Raw genomic sequence first — 17,998 nt, 5'->3', positions numbered from 1 at the left:
TCATGGCTCTCGCTGTTCTTTACGACGATGGTCCCGTGTTGGTGGTCAACAAGCCGCCTGGGCTGCTCACCCAAGCACCGATTGGCATCGATAGCCTGGAGCTCGAGGTCAAAGAGTTCTATCGCGAGCGCGAAGGCAAGTCGCCCAGCGAGAACATCTACCTGGGCATCATCCATCGACTCGACCGCCCTGTGACCGGAGCCATTGCTTTTGGACGACACGTTCGGGCGACGCGCCGCATGGCGGCGCAGTTTCAGGAGCGAACGGTCAGCAAAACGTATTGGGCGCTCGTCGAAGGCGACGTCACTCCCGACGAAGGAACTTGGGTCGACTACCTGCATAAACGCCATGGCATGGCCCAGGCCATCGTGGTGCCGGAAGACGATCCTCGCGGCAAGAAGGCCATTTTGCATTATCGCGTCCGTGGTCAAATCGACGGAGCGACGTGGCTGGAGATTGAACTCGAAACCGGGCGGACCCATCAAATTCGCGTACAGAGTTCTTCTCGCGGGCATGCGGTGATCGGCGACACGCAGTACGGAGCGACCACTCCGTTCGGCCCCGCGTACGAGGACCAGCGCGATCAAGCCATCGGGCTGCACGCCCGCACGCTCGGCTTTCGCCATCCGATGCGCGACGAGCAGGTAACCGTCGAAGCCCCGCTACCTGACTATTGGCCAGCGATTCTGTAAGCAACAGCCAACGGGTTCGTTGGCGTGCAGCGTGCTTATTGCCAGTCGGTGTGAATCCCGCTACCGCTCAGTAGCCGAGCGTCTTCGCTAGGGTGATCGTGGTCCCAATCGTACTCGATGGCACCCTCGCCCGAGGGAATCTCGTAGTCGTACTCCACGACTTCTTCCACCTGCTCGACGATCTTCTTCTTCGGGGCAGGGCGGGGGGCGATGGTCGCCGAGTAGTAGAGGTCGGGCTCAGGCTCGGGGTCTGGTTCGGGCTCCGGCTCTTCGGCTATCTCTTCGACCACCGGTTCAGGCTCGGGCTCAGCGACCTCTTCGATCGCTTCTTCCACGACTTCCTCCTCCAGCACTTCTTCTTCCACTGGCTCGTCGTCGAAGATCTCGCCAAAGCGGCTTGGCAACCGGCGGCAATCGGCCGACAGCTTCTTGAAGATGTTCAGGATGTGCTCATGGCAGGTGAACACCAGCAGTTGATGACCCGCAGCGGCGAACTCGGTAATCACCTTCGCGGCCACCGCGGCCCGGCGTTCGTCGTAGTTCACTAGAACGTCGTCGAGAATCATCGGCAACTGAATGCCCCGGCGGGCGAACATGGCGACCAGTGCCATGCGAACGCTGAGGAACAACTGCTCGCGGGTGCCTCGGCTCAGCGACTCGACCGCTAGCGAGGAGCCATCTTCGCGATCGACGAACAAGATGTCGTTCGCCAGCGGAGTCCAAACTCGAGTGTACATGCCGCCGGTGAGTTCGCGGAAGTACTCCGTGGCTTCTTGCAGTGTTTCTGGCTGGCGGTGCAGTTCGTACTCGTGCCGCACGCGTTCGAGCATCTGGCTCACCACCGCCCGTTCGCGCCACGACTCTTGGGCGCGGGCCAGGTTGGCTTCGACGATGCCAAGCTCGATTTGCTTTTCGGTAAGCGTGGTGTCGTCGGCCAGCAACCGTTGCTGCTCCTTCAACTGCGCCCGCTGCTTTAGTAGGTCGTCGAGTTGCTTCTCTGAGGCTTCGTGCTCGCTGGCCAGTTGTTCCCACTGCTTGTCGAGCGTGTGGACCACTTCGGGAGCGAACAGCGGGGCGAAGTCTTCTTCGCTGCCGAGCTTGCCGATGGCCGCGACGATCTCCCGAGTCAGGGCCTTCTTCTGCTGCTCCAGGCGTTCCACTTCTTCCAGGTCGGCCGCAATCTGGCGATACGCGGTTTCGTGATCCACGCCGGCCTTCTCGAAGATCGACGAACGCTTGCGAGTAAGCGAAATGGCCGTCCGGGCGTGCTTGCCTTCTTCGGCCTTCAGCTCCTTGGCTCGTTCGCGAAGCTTCTCGCGATGCTCAATGCGAGCTTTCTGTAGGCGGCTTTCCTGCAGCAGGTGTTCCAGTTGATCGAGCGGCTCGGCATCTTCCACGATCAGGCCCGACTCTTCGGCCAGTCGCTGAATTCGGGCGACCACGCGGTCGAACTCCCGCTGGCGGCGAGCCATGTCGTCGGCGCGGCTCAAAGCCTTTTGCTCGAGCTGGGCCAGTTGTTCGTACTGACCTGCGAGCAGGTTCAGTTCCTTGGGCGAAAGCTCTTCGGGCAGGCCGAGGGCCTTGAGTGCCCCGCGCCATTGCTTCTTGCTCGTCTCTACGCGAGCCTTGGCCGACTGGTAGGCCGACTCGGCCGCCCGGCTCGCTTCGGTCGCACGGCGGCGTTCCGACTCCACCGGCAGCAAGTCTTCCAGTTCGGCCAGGTGCTTCTCGGCAGTTTGCAGACGCAGCACGATCGAGCCTTCGGCCACCGGCAGGTCGGACTCTAGCGACTCTCGCTCGGCCCGAGCTGTTTCAAGCTGACGATGTAGATCTTCCAGTTGACGATAGATTCCGTCGAGGTCGTCGGAGGTTTGATTCTCCCGCGCCCAACGTAGCGCGGGGATCAAACCACTGACGATGGCGAGCAACAGACTCGCCTGACCAAATTGCGGTCGGCCCTCGGTCATCTGCCAGATGACGAAGGCCGCCACGGCTCCAAACACACACGCGCCCCAGGCCACGTACAGGCGCAGGGGCATTACTTGTCCATCCAGCAACTCGCGAGCTTGACCCTCAAGCTCAATCGCACTCCTTCTTGTTTGTTCGATCTTCTGCTCGACGTTCAGTCGGCGTCGCAGGCTGGCAACCAGTTCCCCAGCGTCCTGCAAGTTGGTCGGCAGGCCCATCCGCTCGCCGGCCGTGTTGGCCACGGCCAGTTGCGAGGCAAACTTCTCTTCCTCGCCGCGATAGGCTTCGTACTCCAGTTCGGCTTCTTCCAACTGCTTTTCGGCCGCTTCCATGGCCGCGTGTTGGGGAGCCAGCTCCTTGATTTGCTCGCTGGTTAGTTCCAAGCGACGATTGCTGTCGCCGAACCACTGCTTCGCCAGGCGGCTGGTTTCGCTTTCGAACCGGGCGGCCAGTTTGTCGGCTTCGGCTTCGAATTCCGCACTCTGAGCCGCCAGCGATTCGAGCCACTCTTGCTGCTCGGCCAGGCCTTCGACCCGGCAGCAGTTCGCAGCCAGCACTTCGTTGATGCCAAGCTCTTCGGCTTCGTCGCGAAGTTGATGACGCTGCCCCTTGAGGATGTCGCGTTGCCGTTCGTGCTCTTCGATGCGATCGTTTAGCTCGTCGAGTTCGGCAATCGCGTTCCGCTCCAGCGGATACAACCCCGCCATCGAGGCAATGCGGGCTTCGGTCTCGACGCGTTTGCCCCACTGCTCGCGAATGCCCATCGCGACTTCCACCCGGCGGGCGCGGTGTTCGCGCTCGCGGACTTCGTTTCGCACCGTGGCTACCTGCTGGTCGATCTCCTCGATCTCCAGCCCGCGCTGGCACCACACCCGCGTTTGTCCGGCCAGTTCGGCGATTTCGCCTTCGAGCCGCTCTTTGTCTTCGAGTAGCGTAGCGCACTTCGATTTGCCATCGGCCGAGTCGAGCAGCTTTTTCTGCGACGCCCGCAAGCCGACGATCACGTCGTACAGCATGATGCGGTCGAGGCCCGAAGTCAGGCGGTAAATCCACTGCGCGGCGGCGCTGCCACCCAAGGTACCGAGGTGTTGGATCTCGTCGAGGCCGAGTGCGAAGACGTTGTTGAACGTCGCTTCGTCGACATGTTCAATCGCTTCCCGCAGCAGGCGATCGCCTTGCTGGTCGCCATCGGGCATTTCGATAATCACCCGGCCCGTGTCGCTCTCGCTACGATCGGCGTAGCGGCTCACGCGGAACGGGCCATCGTCGGTCACCACGCCGAGCGCACCGCCGGCACGACCGCCGTTGACCGGGGGCAGATACACCGACCGGCGCTCGGGCGACACCCCGTAAATGACCGACCGCAGGAATTGCATCAGCGTGGTTTTACCCGCTTCGTTCCAGCCGTGCAGCACGGTGACTTCGGGCGACAGACGACGCAAGTCAAGGTCGTGCCATACACCGAAGCCATCGACGTTGATGTCTGTGATACGCATGAAATTAAAACTCAGCAGTGCGGGGGAGTAGTCGGAGGGCGGCTTGGTTGTGGGTTACGCGTTGGCCGATTCCAAAGTGTTTGTCGCAGCGGGCGAGGTCAGTAGGTCGATGCCCAGCTTCTTGGCGTTTTCGAGTACCAGGCTGCGGTGGTCGTTTTTTTCGAACTTGGCGGTCGCTTTTAGCGAGTCGTTGGCCAGCGGCAATGGCAGCAATCGTTCGAGTTCCAGCGACTTGCGACCATCCTTTTCGTATTCCGCATGCTGACGCAGGAAGTCGCCGAGAATCGTCTCTTGGTCGTACCACTCTTCGGGCACGGTCGCGGGGGCCAGGCAGCCGATGCGAACCACCCAGCAAAGGGGCGACCGTTTTGCGGTTCGCTTGCGAAGCCGTTCGACCAGCGCGTCGCATTCGGTTCCCGGACGCAATGTGGTGATCAGCGGGCCGGTGCCGCGGACGTGGAACGAGACCAGCAGGTCGGTGCCTTGCGACTTTTGACGCAGCTTGTCGAGCCGTTCGTCCATGCGTTCTTCGAGTTGCTCGAGCGTCGTGCTGGCGGTCACCTCTACCGACTCGTCGACCCAACGAATGATGTCGGTCGAAATGAACTTGGTGCTCGCTTTGCCATCCACCACGTGAATCAGTGTGCAGCCGCAGGGGCCCGACTCGCTCGGCGAGCGACCTTGAGGCGTACCGGAATAGTGGGCGATGCCCGGTTCGTTATCCACCGTGGCTCGACGGTGACGACCACCTAAGGCCATGTAGTGCACGCGGTCGCCTTCTTTGCCGGGCGAGTCGTTGGTGCTGTAGGCCACGCCGGCCGTGAATAAGCCGCCCGCGTCGCGGTGAAAGCCACTCGCGTCTACCTTGCCATCATCCTGACTGCTGATGCCTTGGATGCGGGCGATTGTCTTGCCGTCGCGTTTGAGTTCGAGTTGTTCCACGCGGCTGGTGCCGAAGCGATGGACGTTCTCGGGCAGCTTGGCCACCAGGGGCCATTCGTCGGGGCCGTCGGTCACGCCGCCAGCCCAGTAGACTTGCACGTTGCGAGCGTTGAGTCGCTCGAATTGTTCCTGCAGGAAGACGATCGCCCGCGGGCCACTACGCTCGAGGTCGACAATGTCGCCAGAGAGCAGCAGGGCGTCGGCCCCTTCGACTAGCGTGGTTTCCACCACTTGTTGGGCCGCAAGATAGGCCGCGTCGCGAGCCAATTCGCGCAGGTCGTCTGTCACACTGGGGAGCCCGGCCAGGGGGGCTTCCAAGTGCCAGTCGCTCGAGTGCACGAAACGTATTTCAGGCCGCTGCATCAACGCCTCCCTGCGTCAAAGTTGGTCCGTTCTGGTTGGTCAGCGCCGCGGCATCACTGGTCGGGCCGGCGGTCGTCTGACATTTGCCAACTGAACAATCTACATAGTTTCGCGAAAACGGCCAACTTCAGATTGCCGGCTCTGCTAGCATTTTTTGCCAACCCAATCTGCAGGTTTCCGTGCCGAGCAGCCCACGAAGCGTCCCCGACTCATCTCACAATCGAGACGTTTTGTATTGGTAATTGGCCACCTATGGTGTTCTAATGGATAGGTATTCGTTCGCTGTCGGCTTTCAGCGATCGGCTGTTGGCTTTTAAGTAAGTGGAGGCTGAATGATGTAATGCTTTGTCTGATAGATCGAACTGCTGGCAGTGCGCAGGCGATCGTTCGTGTGCGCCCGGGTTCGTTGCTGCGCGAATGGTAAAGCGGTCGTGGGGCTGCGTCGCTGGAAGCTCCTGGTCCCACGCTACGGACTCTCCCAACTCCCAACTGCCCGGACCCCTGAATCCTGACTCCTCTCAAAATAGTTTCCCATGGGTGGGAATCTATTCTGGGTAACTATCGCGGAGGTGTTGATGCAACTCATTGCTGGCAAACGACTTGCGATAGTTTCCCACTGCAAAAATAGATTCCCATCGGATGCGTTTTGGGAAATGGGAATCTATTCGTGGTCGAAAACCACTGGTTTTGTAGAGTGGGCGGAGATTCAATGTTCCCATCGATGGGAACATTGAATCTATTCCGCCCGAGCGATTCGCTAGCTGTCAGACGAGGGTGACAGGGCATCGTGTTTTGTAATTTGGTCGCGGTTACCCGACGAGTCGTCAAGTGTGCTAGAATCCTCCGGTTCGCCAATTCGGTTCCTCGAAAGGATATACGTATGTTGCTTCGCGCTGCTCTCGTGACGGGATTGCTTCTGGCTGGTGTTTCGCGGCTTGGTGCCGAGGAGCCTACGTGGCCGCAGTTCCGTGGACCCGACGGACAAGGCAACGTGGTCGGAACCGCTCCGCTGGAGTGGAGCGAGCAGCAAGGAGTCCGCTGGAAGACTCCGTTGCCGGGCCGCGGGTGGTCGTCGCCGGTGGTCGAGGGAAATCAGATCTGGATGACCACGGCCATCGAGAAGCAAGGCGATCGCAGCAAGATCGAACGTGTCGGCGGAACCCCCGCTGGGCAGTTGGATCAGGCCAGCGCGCTGTCGTTGCGGGCGATCTGCGTCGATCGTCGGTCGGGCGAGTTGGTGCACGACGTCGAACTCGTGCACGTGGAGAATCCGAATCCGATTCACGCGCTCAACAGTTACGCGTCACCGACTCCGGTTGTTGAGCAGGGTAAGCTCTATTGTCATTTCGGTCGCTACGGAACGGTGTGTCTCGACACGCAAACGTTGGACATCGTCTGGCGACGAGTGTTTGAAATCGAGCATTATGTTGGGCCTGGCAGCTCGCCGGTGATGTGCGACGACCTGCTGGTGCTCACCTGCGATGGTGCGGACAAGCAATTTATTGTGGCGGTCGATAAGCAGACTGGCAAAACCGCGTGGCAGCAAGATCGTCCCCCGCTGCGGAGCACGAACCCCGACACCTGCAAGAGTTATTGCACCCCGCTGGTGGTGGAGAACGACGGGACCAAGCAGATTGTGATTCCCGGCGCGCAGTGGATTATTGCTTACGCCCCGGAGGATGGGCATGAAATCTGGCGGCACGACCACGGCAGCGGGTTCTCGATTGTCCCCCGCCCAGTGGTCGACGACGACCATGTGTACTGCTGCACCGGGTTCGGCAGCACAAAGTTGCTGGCGATTCCCTACAAGAGCGAAGGGGACGTAAGCGACGCCGATTGGGTGCACTCGAAGCAGGTGCCGACGCAACCTTCGCCGCTGCTGCACGAAGGCCGGCTGTACCTGGTGAGCGACAACGGTATCGGGCAGTGCATCGATACCGCAACGCAAAAAGTGCTATGGAAGCAGCGGATGCCAGGCAACTACTCGGCATCGATCCTGCGAGTCGACAATCGGCTGTACTACTTCAGTCGCGAGGGAGTCACCACGGTGATTGATGCCAACAGTCCGAAGGGGGACGAGTTGGCCACCAACCAGCTCGATGGCTCGCACATGGCCACCCCGGCGGTGGTCGACGGCGAGTTCATCGTCCGCACGGCCACGCACCTGTACGCGATTGGCCAATAAGGCCAACGATTAAAACGTAGCAGCCAGGAGCTTGCATTCAGCGACGGTTACTTGAAGACCGCAGGGTCCGACTCTTTGAAGTTGGCCGCAGTGAAGCCGTTGTTCAGCTTGATTTGGCTATACATATAGAGTTCGGTGAGTTCCGGCTTGCCGTTCTTGTCCTGCTTCCAGTCGTACGCTTCGTAGCGGACGGGGATGCGGAGTTCTTTGTCGACGTAGATACGAGCCTTGTGGAACTTGAATTCCTTGCGAGGAACTGGGTGAATGATTTCGACCATCACGGTAGGACGCTTGTCGAGCTTGGCGTCGAGGTACGTTTTTACCTCGCACTCGCCATATCGCATGTCGTCGTTCGCGATCTCGATCATCTTGTCGGTCAGGTGGCTGATGCCGGCCATGGTGATCGGGTGGCGATTGCCGTCCATGGCCCGAGTGCCGTTGGGGTCGAGGTGCAGCACGCCGGCCAGGCTGAGCATGCCATTCCCGCGAGCGAGCAGTTTGTTGTCGTTCTGCCCTTCAACGTACAAGCATTCCTGGCCCTTTTTAGGACTGCGGAACACCAGGTGCACCGCAAATGGGTCTTGCAACACACGCATGTCGATGTAGCTGGTGTCTTGCATCACGCCGTCGATGCGTTCCATCTTTATGAACAGGCACTTGTAGTCCTGCACGTTGGTATCGATGTGGTCGCGAACGCGCTCCGCAAAGCGCTTGGCGGGAGCCAGCGGATGCTCGCCGGCCTGCTGGGTAAGATCAAAGAACTCTTTGTCGGCAGCGGCCTTCATCGCCTCGGCGGAGATCGCATGGGCCGAAACCGGCTTGGCCGGCGTCTCGCGGGCCACCCGAAAGATTGGTTCGGTGATGTTCGTGCCACGCTGTTCTTGTGCGTTGGCAAGCAACGGAGCAGCGGTGAGCAAAGCCAGGATGGCGGTCAGGTGTTGTGGGGCGAGTTTAGCACTCATGTTCGGGATCTCCCTTCGCGTTCGCGCTGGGACAGCGTGTGGGGTGGCGAGCTAACGAGTCTTGGGTCTCGTTCTATGACAATGTTTTGCGATGGTGTCGAGAGCAATCGTGCCTGTCGGCGGGGGGCTTTCCGCAGGGCTCCTACGAGCGACCCTTCGGCTAAGCCTGGGGTGGGATTAATATATTACCCCATAGTACCCGCCGGTCCAAATGACTAAATATCCGATTCCTCAAGGGAGACGCAACCGTTGGAGTCTACGCAATCCCCCGAAATTATCCGTGTCGCTTCCATGCCATTCGACGAGAATACCTACCTTATCGGCGTTGCCGGACGGGAGGATTGCGTCGTAGTCGACCCCGGAATGGAGGCCGACAAGATATTTGGCAAACTTGAACGCTGGCAGCGGACACCCGTGGCCATCCTCAATACGCATGGACACATCGACCATATTGCTGGAAACGCAGCGATGAAGCAGCGGTGGCCCGACTGCCCGCTGATTATCGGACATGGCGATGCGTATAAGCTGACCGACCCCATGGCAAATCTCTCAGGGCTTTACGGTAACGGATTCGTCAGCCCCGAAGCCGACCAGACCCTCGCCGAGGGAGACACCTATGAGGCCGCCGGACTTAAAATGCGGGTTTTGGAGACTCCCGGGCATTCGGCAGGGCACATCGTGTTTGTGATCGACGACCCGGAAACGCCCATCCTGATTGGCGGCGACATGCTGTTTTGCCAGGGAATCGGCCGCACCGACTTCCCCGATGGCGACTCGCAGGCGATGGAGAAGTCAATCCGCGAGAAACTCTACACGCTGGCTGATCCGACGATTGTCTATCCTGGGCATGGTCCCGAAACGACCATCGGCTTCGAGAAACTCAACAACCCTTTTATTCGTGGTAACAGCGACGCGATCCAAGATTAGATACAGCGACTGGCCGGTCGTGCTGTCGCGCTCGCAGGGCTAGGTGCCAGGTGCGAAGGTCTGGCTTTGAATGTTACTGCCCGAGGAGTCGTCGTCGGTCAGGATTGGTTGCTTAGGAGGCGTGGCCTTCTGCATCGGCAGTTCCATCGTGAACTTGCTGCCGCTGCCAGGTTCGCTCTCCACGCGGATGGTACCGCCATGTTCCTGCATGATCTTCTGACTAACCGGCAAACCTAACCCCGTGCCGCGGCCACCTTTGCCGCTTACAAAAACCGTAAAGATGTTTTCAATATCGTCAGGTGCGATGCCAATGCCCGAGTCGGTGACTTCGATGAAAGCTTGCTTTTGCTTATCGTGCCACTTCGTCGTCACGGTCACTTCGCGGCGGTCGCAGTCGTCGCATGCATCCACGGCGTTGGTCACAATGTTCAGCACCGCGCGATGGATCGCCTCGGGATCGAACATCGAGGTTGGAATGTTGTTGTCGGGGCGGAAAATCAAAGCGGTGCTTAGCTCGGTTGCTCGCACCTGCATGAGTTCCACCACGTCGGCGACCACGTCGTTGAGTTCGGCCGCGACCGGTTCGGGCTCACGTTCCTTACTGTAGGTGAGCATGTCCATCACCAACCCAGAGATCCGCTGTTGGTTGCGTTCGACAATTTTCCAGCCCTTTTGCAAGGTGTCCATCATGCGAGCCATGTCGTCGGGATCCATCTCTCCGGCTTCCACGGCCTTCGCGTGATCCTGCATCGCAAGTTCAATCAGGTAGCTACCACCCCGAACCCCTTGGAGGATGTTCTTAATATGATGCGATAGCGACGCGATGGTTTGTCCGACCGCTGCCAGGCGTTCGGCCTGCACCATGGCTTTGTAGTACGAGGTATCCTCGACCGCGAGCGCAGCTTGATGGGCGATAGCGACCATCAGCTTCAGGTGTTCTTGCGTGAACTTGGTGGTAGTTCGTTCTTGCAGCATCCGCTGCGGAGAAAGCGACGTATCGATGTAGATCACGCCGACCACGTCGTAGCGACCTTGCATCGGAACGCAAATCGCTTCGCGAACGCCGAGCTTTACGATGCTCTGGGCAGGGTCCCAGCGTTGGTCGTCGCGAGCGTTGCTGGTGAGCACCCCTTCATTGCGCTCGACGACGTAATCGAGAATGGTTTGACTAATGGTGATTTTGTCTTCGGTCTGCACCCCGCGCCGATGGCGGCGAACTCGCGGCGACAACGACCCGTTGAGTTCGTCCTTGAGCATGATGCAACCGCGGTCGGCGTCGACCCACTCGAAGATCATCTCCATGATGCGAGCGAGCAGTTGGTCGATATCGAGCGTATGGCTCACCGCCAAGGCGGTGCGATACATGATCTGCAGGTTGCTGCGAGCCCGGGCGAGCCAGGGGCTGGCTTGATCGTCGGAGGGAGCCGACAGCAGGTCGCTACTATCGCTTTGCGACACCGCGTGCAGAATGCGAGATTCGTCGTCCTTGTGGTCGGCCGCAACGATGTTGATCTGTTCGCTCAGGTCGGGCCGCTCCAGCGGAGTGCCGGTGTAGAGCAGCAGGGTTCGCCCGAGCTGGATTTGATCGCCGCTGGTGAGCAGGTGCTCGTTCACCGCTCGGCGGTTGATGAAGCTGCCGTTGGAGCTGCCGAGGTCGCGGAAGCGGTAGGTGTCGCCTTCGCGCTCCAGAATCGCATGCTCGCGAGAGACTTCGGTATCGTGCAACTGGATCGAGTTGCTTGCCACCCGACCAAGGGTGACAACTGGCCCATCCAGGTCGTAACGCGACCCTTGATCTCGGCCCTGAATGACAAAAAAATTCGGCACTTCAGCCAGCCAGCAGTGTGGGGGACAAGGAGTGGGACAATGGAGCCACACCCTGCGAGCCACCCTTAGGCGGCGCGGCGTTGCTCCAGAACGTCCTCAATTCTACGGATCAAATGCCGGTAGTGGTAGGGTTTTGGTAGCAGATCCGAGGGGTTCTGTGGTACTTCTTGCCCGGCAATTTTACCGAGTAAAACGATTGGGGTGTTGTTGCGGCGGGCAGCGGCGGTCAAAGCCCGGGTGGCTTCGCGGTTGCTGGTCGAATCGCTGTCGGTATCTAGCACAATCAGTTGCGGCCGATGTTGCTCCGCTAGCGATAGTGCATCGCACGCACGCGACGCTTCAATGGTCAGTGCGCCAGTGCGGGCGAGCAGTGCTGTTAGCACTTCGCGAGACTCTGACGATTGGTCGACAATCAACACGTGATCGGATGGCATGGCAAACTCTACCGATAACCAGGCGTAAAGCCCGCGCTGGACTTCGCGGACGGGTAACTCAACGGGGGGGAGAGGTTCTCATTGGCAAGCTGTTTGCCGGGCGGGATGGGAAGCATAGAGATCGGCCGCTTGTGTGTCAAAAGCGAATTTCATACGAACTTCGTAGAAACGAACATGCGTGCAAGCGCATGGTGTGCTATCCTCCTTTCATACAACTGTGGGGCACAGCGTTGAGACATGGATTGAAAGCGGAATTTAGCGTGGATAGCCTAGTTTTAAAGTGGTTTCTCGTGGGGGGAGTGCTTGCGGTCGCGGGGGCGAGTGCAAGCACGCGAGCGCACGAATCCACAGATCTCGAACATCGTTTTGCGCACGTTGTACGCTACCTGGCCGACGATCGAATGGCCGGTCGCGGCATGGGATCTCCGGAAATCGACCTGGTTGCCGAGTATCTGGTTGGTCAATTTCATCAGAAAGGGCTCGCAGTTCGGTACCAGCCGTTTTCGTACGTGCAGCACTCGGAACAAGGCTCCGCAAATCACGCAGTCTTCGCAAACGACGCGAAGCAATCGCGAATCGACTGGAAGGTGGATGTCGACTTTCGTCCGCTAGCCATTGGAGGAGCGGGAGCAATCGATACACCCCTGGTGTTTGTTGGCTACGGCATCACCGCTCCGGAGTTGGACTATGACGACTACGCGGGCGTCGACGTCCAAGGGAAAACGGTTATCGTCTTGCGGCACGAACCGCAGCAGCACGATCCCTACAGCGAATTCGATGGGCTGAATCTGTCGAAGCACGCTCCGTTCATGCGAAAGATAAAGAACGCGATCGATCATGGGGCAGCAGCCGTGGTGTTCTGTACCGACCTGCATGAAACGCAAGAGATGCGGCGACGGTACGAGATGCGCATCGACGCGCTGAACGATAAGCTGTTGCAAGAGCAGAACAACTTTAATGCCCAATCAGCACCCACACCGAGCCAGACGAAAATCCATGGCCAACGCATGGATTCGATGCTCGACCGCGAATCGCGGCTGAAAGCAATGGCGTTGGCCGTAAATTCGCACCTGCTCCCTTTTGATCAAGCCGGACAGGCGGTCAGCGAGCCGTTTTTGCCGGTGATGGTAGCGACCCGCGATGCCCTGGAGCAGCTTTTTACCGCAGCAGGCCGGGGAAGTCTGGCGGAGCTCGAAGTTTCCATCGACGACGACCTGCAGCCCCGTAGTTTTGAGCTTTCCGGCTGGCGAATGGTGGCCAATGTCGACATTACTCGGCAAGAGGTAACGGCCATGAACGTGGTCGCAACAATCGAAGCGGAAGGGCCCCACGCGGACGAAGCGATTGTGATCGGTGCCCACTTCGATCACCTCGGACGCGGCGGCGACACCGCTTTTAAGGGCCAAATTCATAACGGAGCCGACGACAACGCTTCCGGCGTGGCCATGATGTTGGAACTCGCCAGGCACTACGCCTCGCAGCCCGAGCCACCTCCCCGCCGGCTGGTGTTCGTCGCTTTCACCGGCGAAGAGCGCGGGTTGATGGGGAGTCGTTTCTACGTGGATCATCCAGCGGTACCGCTGGAAAACACGGTTGCGATGTTCAATTTCGACATGGTCGGGCGGCTATCCGACAATCGCTTGATCATGAGTGGTACCGATACGGCCAAGGAGTTTTCGCAGCTCGTTCGCGACGTGAATAACTACCACAGCTTTGATTTACAGTGCGTGCCCGGCGGGCTTGGCCCGAGCGATCATGCGAGTTTCTACACGCGTGGCGTCCCTGTATTGCACTTCTTTACGGGACTGCACAACGATTACCACCGTCCCAGTGACGACGTTCATTTGGTCGATATTGCCGGCATGCGACGCATCTATGGGTATGCTAGCGAGCTAATCGATCAGGTGCTGTATGCTCCCGAACGCCCTCAGTATCAGCAGACCGATGGCCCTTCGAGGCCGTGATTTAAAGTCTCTTTCGTCCTTTTGGGATTGCTAGCAGTAAACCGGCTTGAAGGTGGGGCTTCAAGTTGTTGTTGGTTTTCCAAAAGTCTTCACAAATGGTCTTGCCTCGTTTGGCGGATCTCGGCACAATACCGCCCGCTTGACTGTCCGGCCGGACCAACCTCCGTTTCGGTCGATTTTTTTCGCATTGGTCATGGATGACCCCGTATCCCAGCAAGGAGTGCTGACGTGAAGACTCTGACTTTGGCCGTCGCGGCCGCCCTCGCGTTTGGAATTGCTAACAGCTCGGCCGTAGCTCAAAGCACCCCAACTTCGAAAGCCGCCCAATACGGTGTGGCTGTTGTCGACATCAGCAAGATTTTTGAAGAGCATCAAGCTTTCAAAGCCCTCATGGAACAAATGAAGGCCGACATGCAAAAAGTGGATGCTCAGATGAAGGCGAAGCGTGACGCCCTGATCAAGATGGAAGAAGCTCGCAACAGCTTTAAGCCCGGTACTGCTGAATACCGCCAGAAGGATGATGAACTGGCCCGCGCCAAGGCTACGTTTGCTCTCGAGATGGATCGTTTGAGCAAGAGCCTGATGGAGCGTGAAAGCTCGGTTTACTTCCAAACCTATCAGCAGATTTCGAGCGTGATCGGTCAGTACGCCAAGCAGCAGAACATTGGTCTGGTGCTCAAGTACAGCAGTGCTGAGCCTGATCCTTCGAGCAGTGCCGATATTCTGAAGCACATCAATAAGCCTGTGGTTTATTCCGATGGTATCGACATCACTCAAAACGTGTTGGCGATTCTCAATCGTGGTGCTTCCAATGGAGCTTCTGCGACAGCACTTCGTCCCGGGCAAACCCGGCCTCAGTAAGGCTCCCAATTCACGGGCGGTCGGGTCTCCAGGGTTGCTGGAGACTCGGCCAAGTGAATGGTGATTGTGTGCCTTGTTGAAGTCCGAACTGTTGTCCACCTCGGACAAGTTCCCCGCCTGGGAGATAACCTGCGATGATACCTCTGCGCCATCAGCGCACCGTTGCTCGTGCCGCCTCTGTTGAAGGTTTTGGTTACTGGAGTGGCGAAGATTGCCGAGTAGAGTTTCGGCCTGCCGCCCCTGGTAGTGGAGTCACTTTTGTGTTGGCTCCCGCGAACGGTGCCCCCCCCACTCGATTTCCGGTGGGGCTCAGTTTCCGCGAAGACCGCCCTCGTCGAACCGTGATGAAAAACGGCGACAAGAGGGTGGAGATGATTGAACACGTGATGGCCGCTCTTTTCGGCCTCGAAATTGATAACTGTGAAGTCTGGGTGACTGCCGAGGAGATGCCTGGCTGCGACGGTTCGGCCGCTGCGTTTGTCGAGGCTCTCGATATGGCTGGCGTGGTGGTGCAGTCGACGCCAACGCGTCCGCTGGTGGTCACGCGAGCTACGCGAGTGGGCAACGAGCACAAGTGGATTGAAGCTCAACCCACCAATAGCAATGGGCTCTCCATCGAGTTCCATCTCGACTATGGCCCCAGCAACGCGATTGGGCGGCAATCGTTCGCGGCGGAAATCTCCCCCGAGCAGTTCCGCTACGAACTGGCTGCGGCCCGTACGTTTGTGCTACGCGAAGAAGCCGACGCCTTGGTGGCGATGGGCAAAGGAACTCGGGTGACTCCTCAGGATCTGCTGATCTTCGATGCAGACGGTCCGATGGAGAACCCGCTGCGATACCCCGACGAATGTGTTCGGCACAAGGTGCTCGATGTGGTTGGCGATCTGGCCTTGGCCGGTCGTCCGATCGTTGGGCACATCGTTGGTTACCGTAGTGGTCACCAGCTAAATGCCGAGCTTGTGGAAGCATTGCTTGCCCACGAGCAAGAAGTCGGTCAGCGGAAATCCGCTTGAAACAACATCGTTCCAAACACATCTCGCTCGTCCCCAGCCCCCTGAAGAACCATGGCTACCAGCATTGCGAACACCGCCTGGATTGACCCTCGCGCAGAGATCGACGATGAAGTCGAAGTGGGACCATTCACTATGATTGGCCCGCACGTCAAGGTAGGTGCCGGCACCAAGATTATGAACAGCGTGACCCTCATGGGACACGTAACCATTGGTCGCGACAACACGATTTACCCGCACGCCGTGATTGGTGGCGAGCCGCAAGACATTAGTTACGCCGGCACCGACACCAAGGTGATCGTGGGCGATGGAAACATCATTCGCGAAAACGTGACCATCAACCGCGCCAGCGAAAAAGAAGATGGCATCACCAGCTTGGGAAGCAACAACTTCCTGATGGCTGGTACTCACATTGCCCACGACTGCAAGGTCGGCAGCAACATTATTATTGCCAACGGGTCGATGCTCGGCGGACACGTTCACGTGGCTGACTACGCTTCGATTTCCGGCGGAGTGGCCGTGCATCACTACACCACGATCGGTAGCTACAGCTTCATCGGTGGTTTGAGTCGCGTGTTGCACGACGTTCCACCTTACATGCTGTGCGAAGGCTCGCCCGCCCGCCCGCGATGCATCAACATCGTCGCGCTGAAGCGGAATAACTTCGATGCCGAATCGATCGACGCCCTGGCCGAAGCCCACCGCTTGCTTTATCGCTCGAAGGTTGGACTCGACGCGGCTCGTGAAGTACTGCGAGGCAACGATCGGTTGCTGCCTCATGTGAACAATCTGTTGGCCTTCATCGAAGGGCAGCAGGAAGGACGGCACGGTCGCGGACGCGAAGTGCGTCGCGCTGCCGCCTAAACGGACTGCCGGGAACGATCTCGCCAGGTCGTGAGTCCATTCCCCCCCCAGGACTCCCGCCCACGGCCCGATGGTTTCCACCGTGCGGCATGCCCCGTGTGGGTGTTGCTGCAGCGAATCGCTGGCTGCGATGGATGCGATTAGCTCCATCCATCGCTTCCAGCGGATTGCCTGCTCGCGACGACTGCACGTGGTAAATGTCGAAACTCGCGTGATGATGTCCAGCGACAAACGTCGCGGATGCTCCTCATGTGAATTTCGCTATTTACTCCGTCACCCTAACGGCAAAGAACCATGGTTCCCCTCCGTACTGCAGTTATCGGTACCGGCCACCTCGGTCGGATTCACGCTCGGCTAGCAGCCGACGCTCCCCACATCGACCTGGTTGCCATCGTCGATGTCTCCGAAAAAGCCCGCCAGGAAGTCGCCGAGCAAACCGGCGCCCGGGCAGTGGCTAGCTATCACGAAGTGCTAAACGAAATCGACGCCGCGATTGTCGCTACGCCGACCGTGTTGCACCACAAAGTGGTTCGCGAACTGCTCGAAGCTGGCAAGCACGTACTCGTCGAGAAGCCGATTACTACCACCGTGGCCGAGGCCGACGAGTTGGTGGAACTGGCTCGCGACAACGGCCTGGTCTTGCAGGTGGGGCATGTCGAACGTTTCAACCCTGGCTTGGAGTGCGTCGCCGACAAGCTGGAAGATATCCGTTACATTCAAGGCATCCGCGCCAGTGGATTCACGTTCCGCTCGACCGACATCGGCGTGGTGATGGACTTGATGATCCATGACATCGACGCGGTGCTGTCGCTCGTGAAGTCGCGTCTGGTCAACGTGTTTGCCTTCGGCGTCGCCGTGATGGGCGAGCACGAAGACATCGCCCAGGCGCAGTTGCACTTCGAAAATGGGTGCATTGCTCAGCTTACCGCTTCGCGCGTGAACTACGAACCCGCCCGCTCGATGCAGGTGTTCTCGTCGACCATGTTCGCGAATATCGACTTCGCAGGACGTAAGGCGACAACGGTTCAGCCGCATCCTAGCTTGTTAGCCGGAGAGTTCGACCTTGCTACGCTGTCGGCCGACCAAACAGCCTACTACCGCGAGCATCTGTTCGAAGAACTCTTGATCAAGCAGGAGTTGGAACCTGAGCAAACCAACGCGATTGCCGAAGAGCACCGCGACTTTGCCGAGTCGATTCGCGAAGGTCGTCAAGTCCGCGTGAGTGGCAAAGCCGGCCGGGCCGCGTTGGCCGTGGCCGAGCAAGTGCTGGCTTCAATCGCCATGCATCACTGGGATGCCCCACCGCTCGGACGCCGAGGTGCTCACATGCTACCAGCCATGCCGCTCCGCAAGGCCGGTTAACACGCCGAGAGCCAAGTTCAACATTCAAAGAACCCCTCTTTCCTGCTTGGGAAAGAGGGGGTCTTTTGTTTTGGGGGCTGATGGTTTTGGCCAGTTTGGCGAGCTGTCGTCTGGTACGGAGTGAAAGGGGCTGGGAATCGT

General features: G+C 59.0%; 13 protein-coding genes. 8 read left to right on the top strand and 5 right to left on the bottom strand.

Features of this window, described 5'->3' with window-relative positions:
• The first annotated feature begins 2 nt into the window (after positions 1 to 2).
• Positions 3 to 692, top strand: a complete 690-nt coding sequence (locus Pan181_RS16695) for an RluA family pseudouridine synthase (protein WP_145248342.1) — start codon at positions 3 to 5, stop codon at positions 690 to 692.
• A gap of 35 nt (positions 693 to 727) precedes the next feature.
• Here Pan181_RS16695 and Pan181_RS16690 read toward each other — a convergent pair whose 3' ends face one another.
• On the bottom strand, positions 728 to 4,156 hold the full coding sequence (locus Pan181_RS16690; protein WP_145248340.1) for an ATP-binding protein: 3,429 nt from the start codon (positions 4,154 to 4,156) through the stop codon (positions 728 to 730).
• Between the two features lie 54 nt (positions 4,157 to 4,210).
• The gene (locus tag Pan181_RS16685) at positions 4,211 to 5,461 is read right to left on the bottom strand and encodes a metallophosphoesterase family protein (RefSeq protein WP_145248338.1); all 1,251 of its coding nucleotides are present in this window, start codon (positions 5,459 to 5,461) and stop codon (positions 4,211 to 4,213) included.
• 880 nt (positions 5,462 to 6,341) lie between these two features.
• On the opposite strand from Pan181_RS16685, the gene Pan181_RS16680 reads away from it, so the two are divergent.
• Positions 6,342 to 7,646 carry an outer membrane protein assembly factor BamB family protein gene (locus Pan181_RS16680; RefSeq protein ID WP_145248336.1) on the top strand — a complete coding sequence of 435 codons (1,305 nt, stop codon included), beginning with the start codon at positions 6,342 to 6,344 and terminating at the stop codon, positions 7,644 to 7,646.
• Positions 7,647 to 7,693: 47 nt separating this feature from the next.
• Here Pan181_RS16680 and Pan181_RS16675 read toward each other — a convergent pair whose 3' ends face one another.
• Positions 7,694 to 8,608: a DUF1571 domain-containing protein gene (locus Pan181_RS16675; protein ID WP_145248333.1), complete on the bottom strand. Its 915-nt coding sequence runs from the start codon at positions 8,606 to 8,608 to the stop codon at positions 7,694 to 7,696.
• A 291-nt stretch (positions 8,609 to 8,899) separates the two neighbouring features.
• On the opposite strand from Pan181_RS16675, the gene Pan181_RS16670 reads away from it, so the two are divergent.
• The gene (locus tag Pan181_RS16670) at positions 8,900 to 9,535 is read left to right on the top strand and encodes an MBL fold metallo-hydrolase (RefSeq protein ID WP_145248331.1); all 636 of its coding nucleotides are present in this window, start codon (positions 8,900 to 8,902) and stop codon (positions 9,533 to 9,535) included.
• A gap of 39 nt (positions 9,536 to 9,574) precedes the next feature.
• On the opposite strand, the gene Pan181_RS16665 is transcribed toward Pan181_RS16670, so the two are convergent.
• Together Pan181_RS16665 and Pan181_RS16660 are read right to left on the bottom strand one after the other, a co-directional pair.
• Entirely contained in the window at positions 9,575 to 11,362 is a 1,788-nt protein-coding gene (locus Pan181_RS16665; protein ID WP_145248329.1) for an ATP-binding protein, read from the bottom strand.
• A 65-nt stretch (positions 11,363 to 11,427) separates the two neighbouring features.
• Positions 11,428 to 11,796: a response regulator gene (locus Pan181_RS16660; protein ID WP_145248327.1), complete on the bottom strand. Its 369-nt coding sequence runs from the start codon at positions 11,794 to 11,796 to the stop codon at positions 11,428 to 11,430.
• A gap of 260 nt (positions 11,797 to 12,056) precedes the next feature.
• On the opposite strand from Pan181_RS16660, the gene Pan181_RS16655 reads away from it, so the two are divergent.
• From Pan181_RS16655 to Pan181_RS16635, 5 genes are all read left to right on the top strand, one after another.
• Positions 12,057 to 13,760, top strand: coding sequence for a M20/M25/M40 family metallo-hydrolase (locus Pan181_RS16655; protein ID WP_197528431.1), 1,704 nt, complete (start codon positions 12,057 to 12,059; stop codon positions 13,758 to 13,760).
• Between the two features lie 228 nt (positions 13,761 to 13,988).
• Positions 13,989 to 14,621 (top strand): OmpH family outer membrane protein, encoded by a 633-nt coding sequence (locus tag Pan181_RS16650; RefSeq protein WP_197528430.1) that lies wholly within the window; start codon positions 13,989 to 13,991, stop codon positions 14,619 to 14,621.
• A gap of 134 nt (positions 14,622 to 14,755) precedes the next feature.
• On the top strand, positions 14,756 to 15,634 hold the full coding sequence (gene lpxC / locus Pan181_RS16645; protein WP_145248321.1) for a UDP-3-O-acyl-N-acetylglucosamine deacetylase: 879 nt from the start codon (positions 14,756 to 14,758) through the stop codon (positions 15,632 to 15,634).
• Between the two features lie 51 nt (positions 15,635 to 15,685).
• The gene (lpxA, locus tag Pan181_RS16640; RefSeq protein ID WP_145248319.1) at positions 15,686 to 16,495 is read left to right on the top strand and encodes an acyl-ACP--UDP-N-acetylglucosamine O-acyltransferase; all 810 of its coding nucleotides are present in this window, start codon (positions 15,686 to 15,688) and stop codon (positions 16,493 to 16,495) included.
• A 294-nt stretch (positions 16,496 to 16,789) separates the two neighbouring features.
• Complete coding sequence (locus Pan181_RS16635) at positions 16,790 to 17,857, top strand: Gfo/Idh/MocA family protein (RefSeq protein WP_145248317.1); 1,068 nt, start codon at positions 16,790 to 16,792, stop codon at positions 17,855 to 17,857.
• Positions 17,858 to 17,998: the final 141 nt, after the last annotated feature.

Source organism: Aeoliella mucimassa (genome assembly GCF_007748035.1).
GTDB classification, from domain to species: Bacteria; Planctomycetota; Planctomycetia; order Pirellulales; family Lacipirellulaceae; genus Aeoliella; species Aeoliella mucimassa.
The sequence above is the reverse complement of the archived record's forward strand: the minus strand, read 5'-3'. Positions and strand labels throughout refer to the sequence as shown.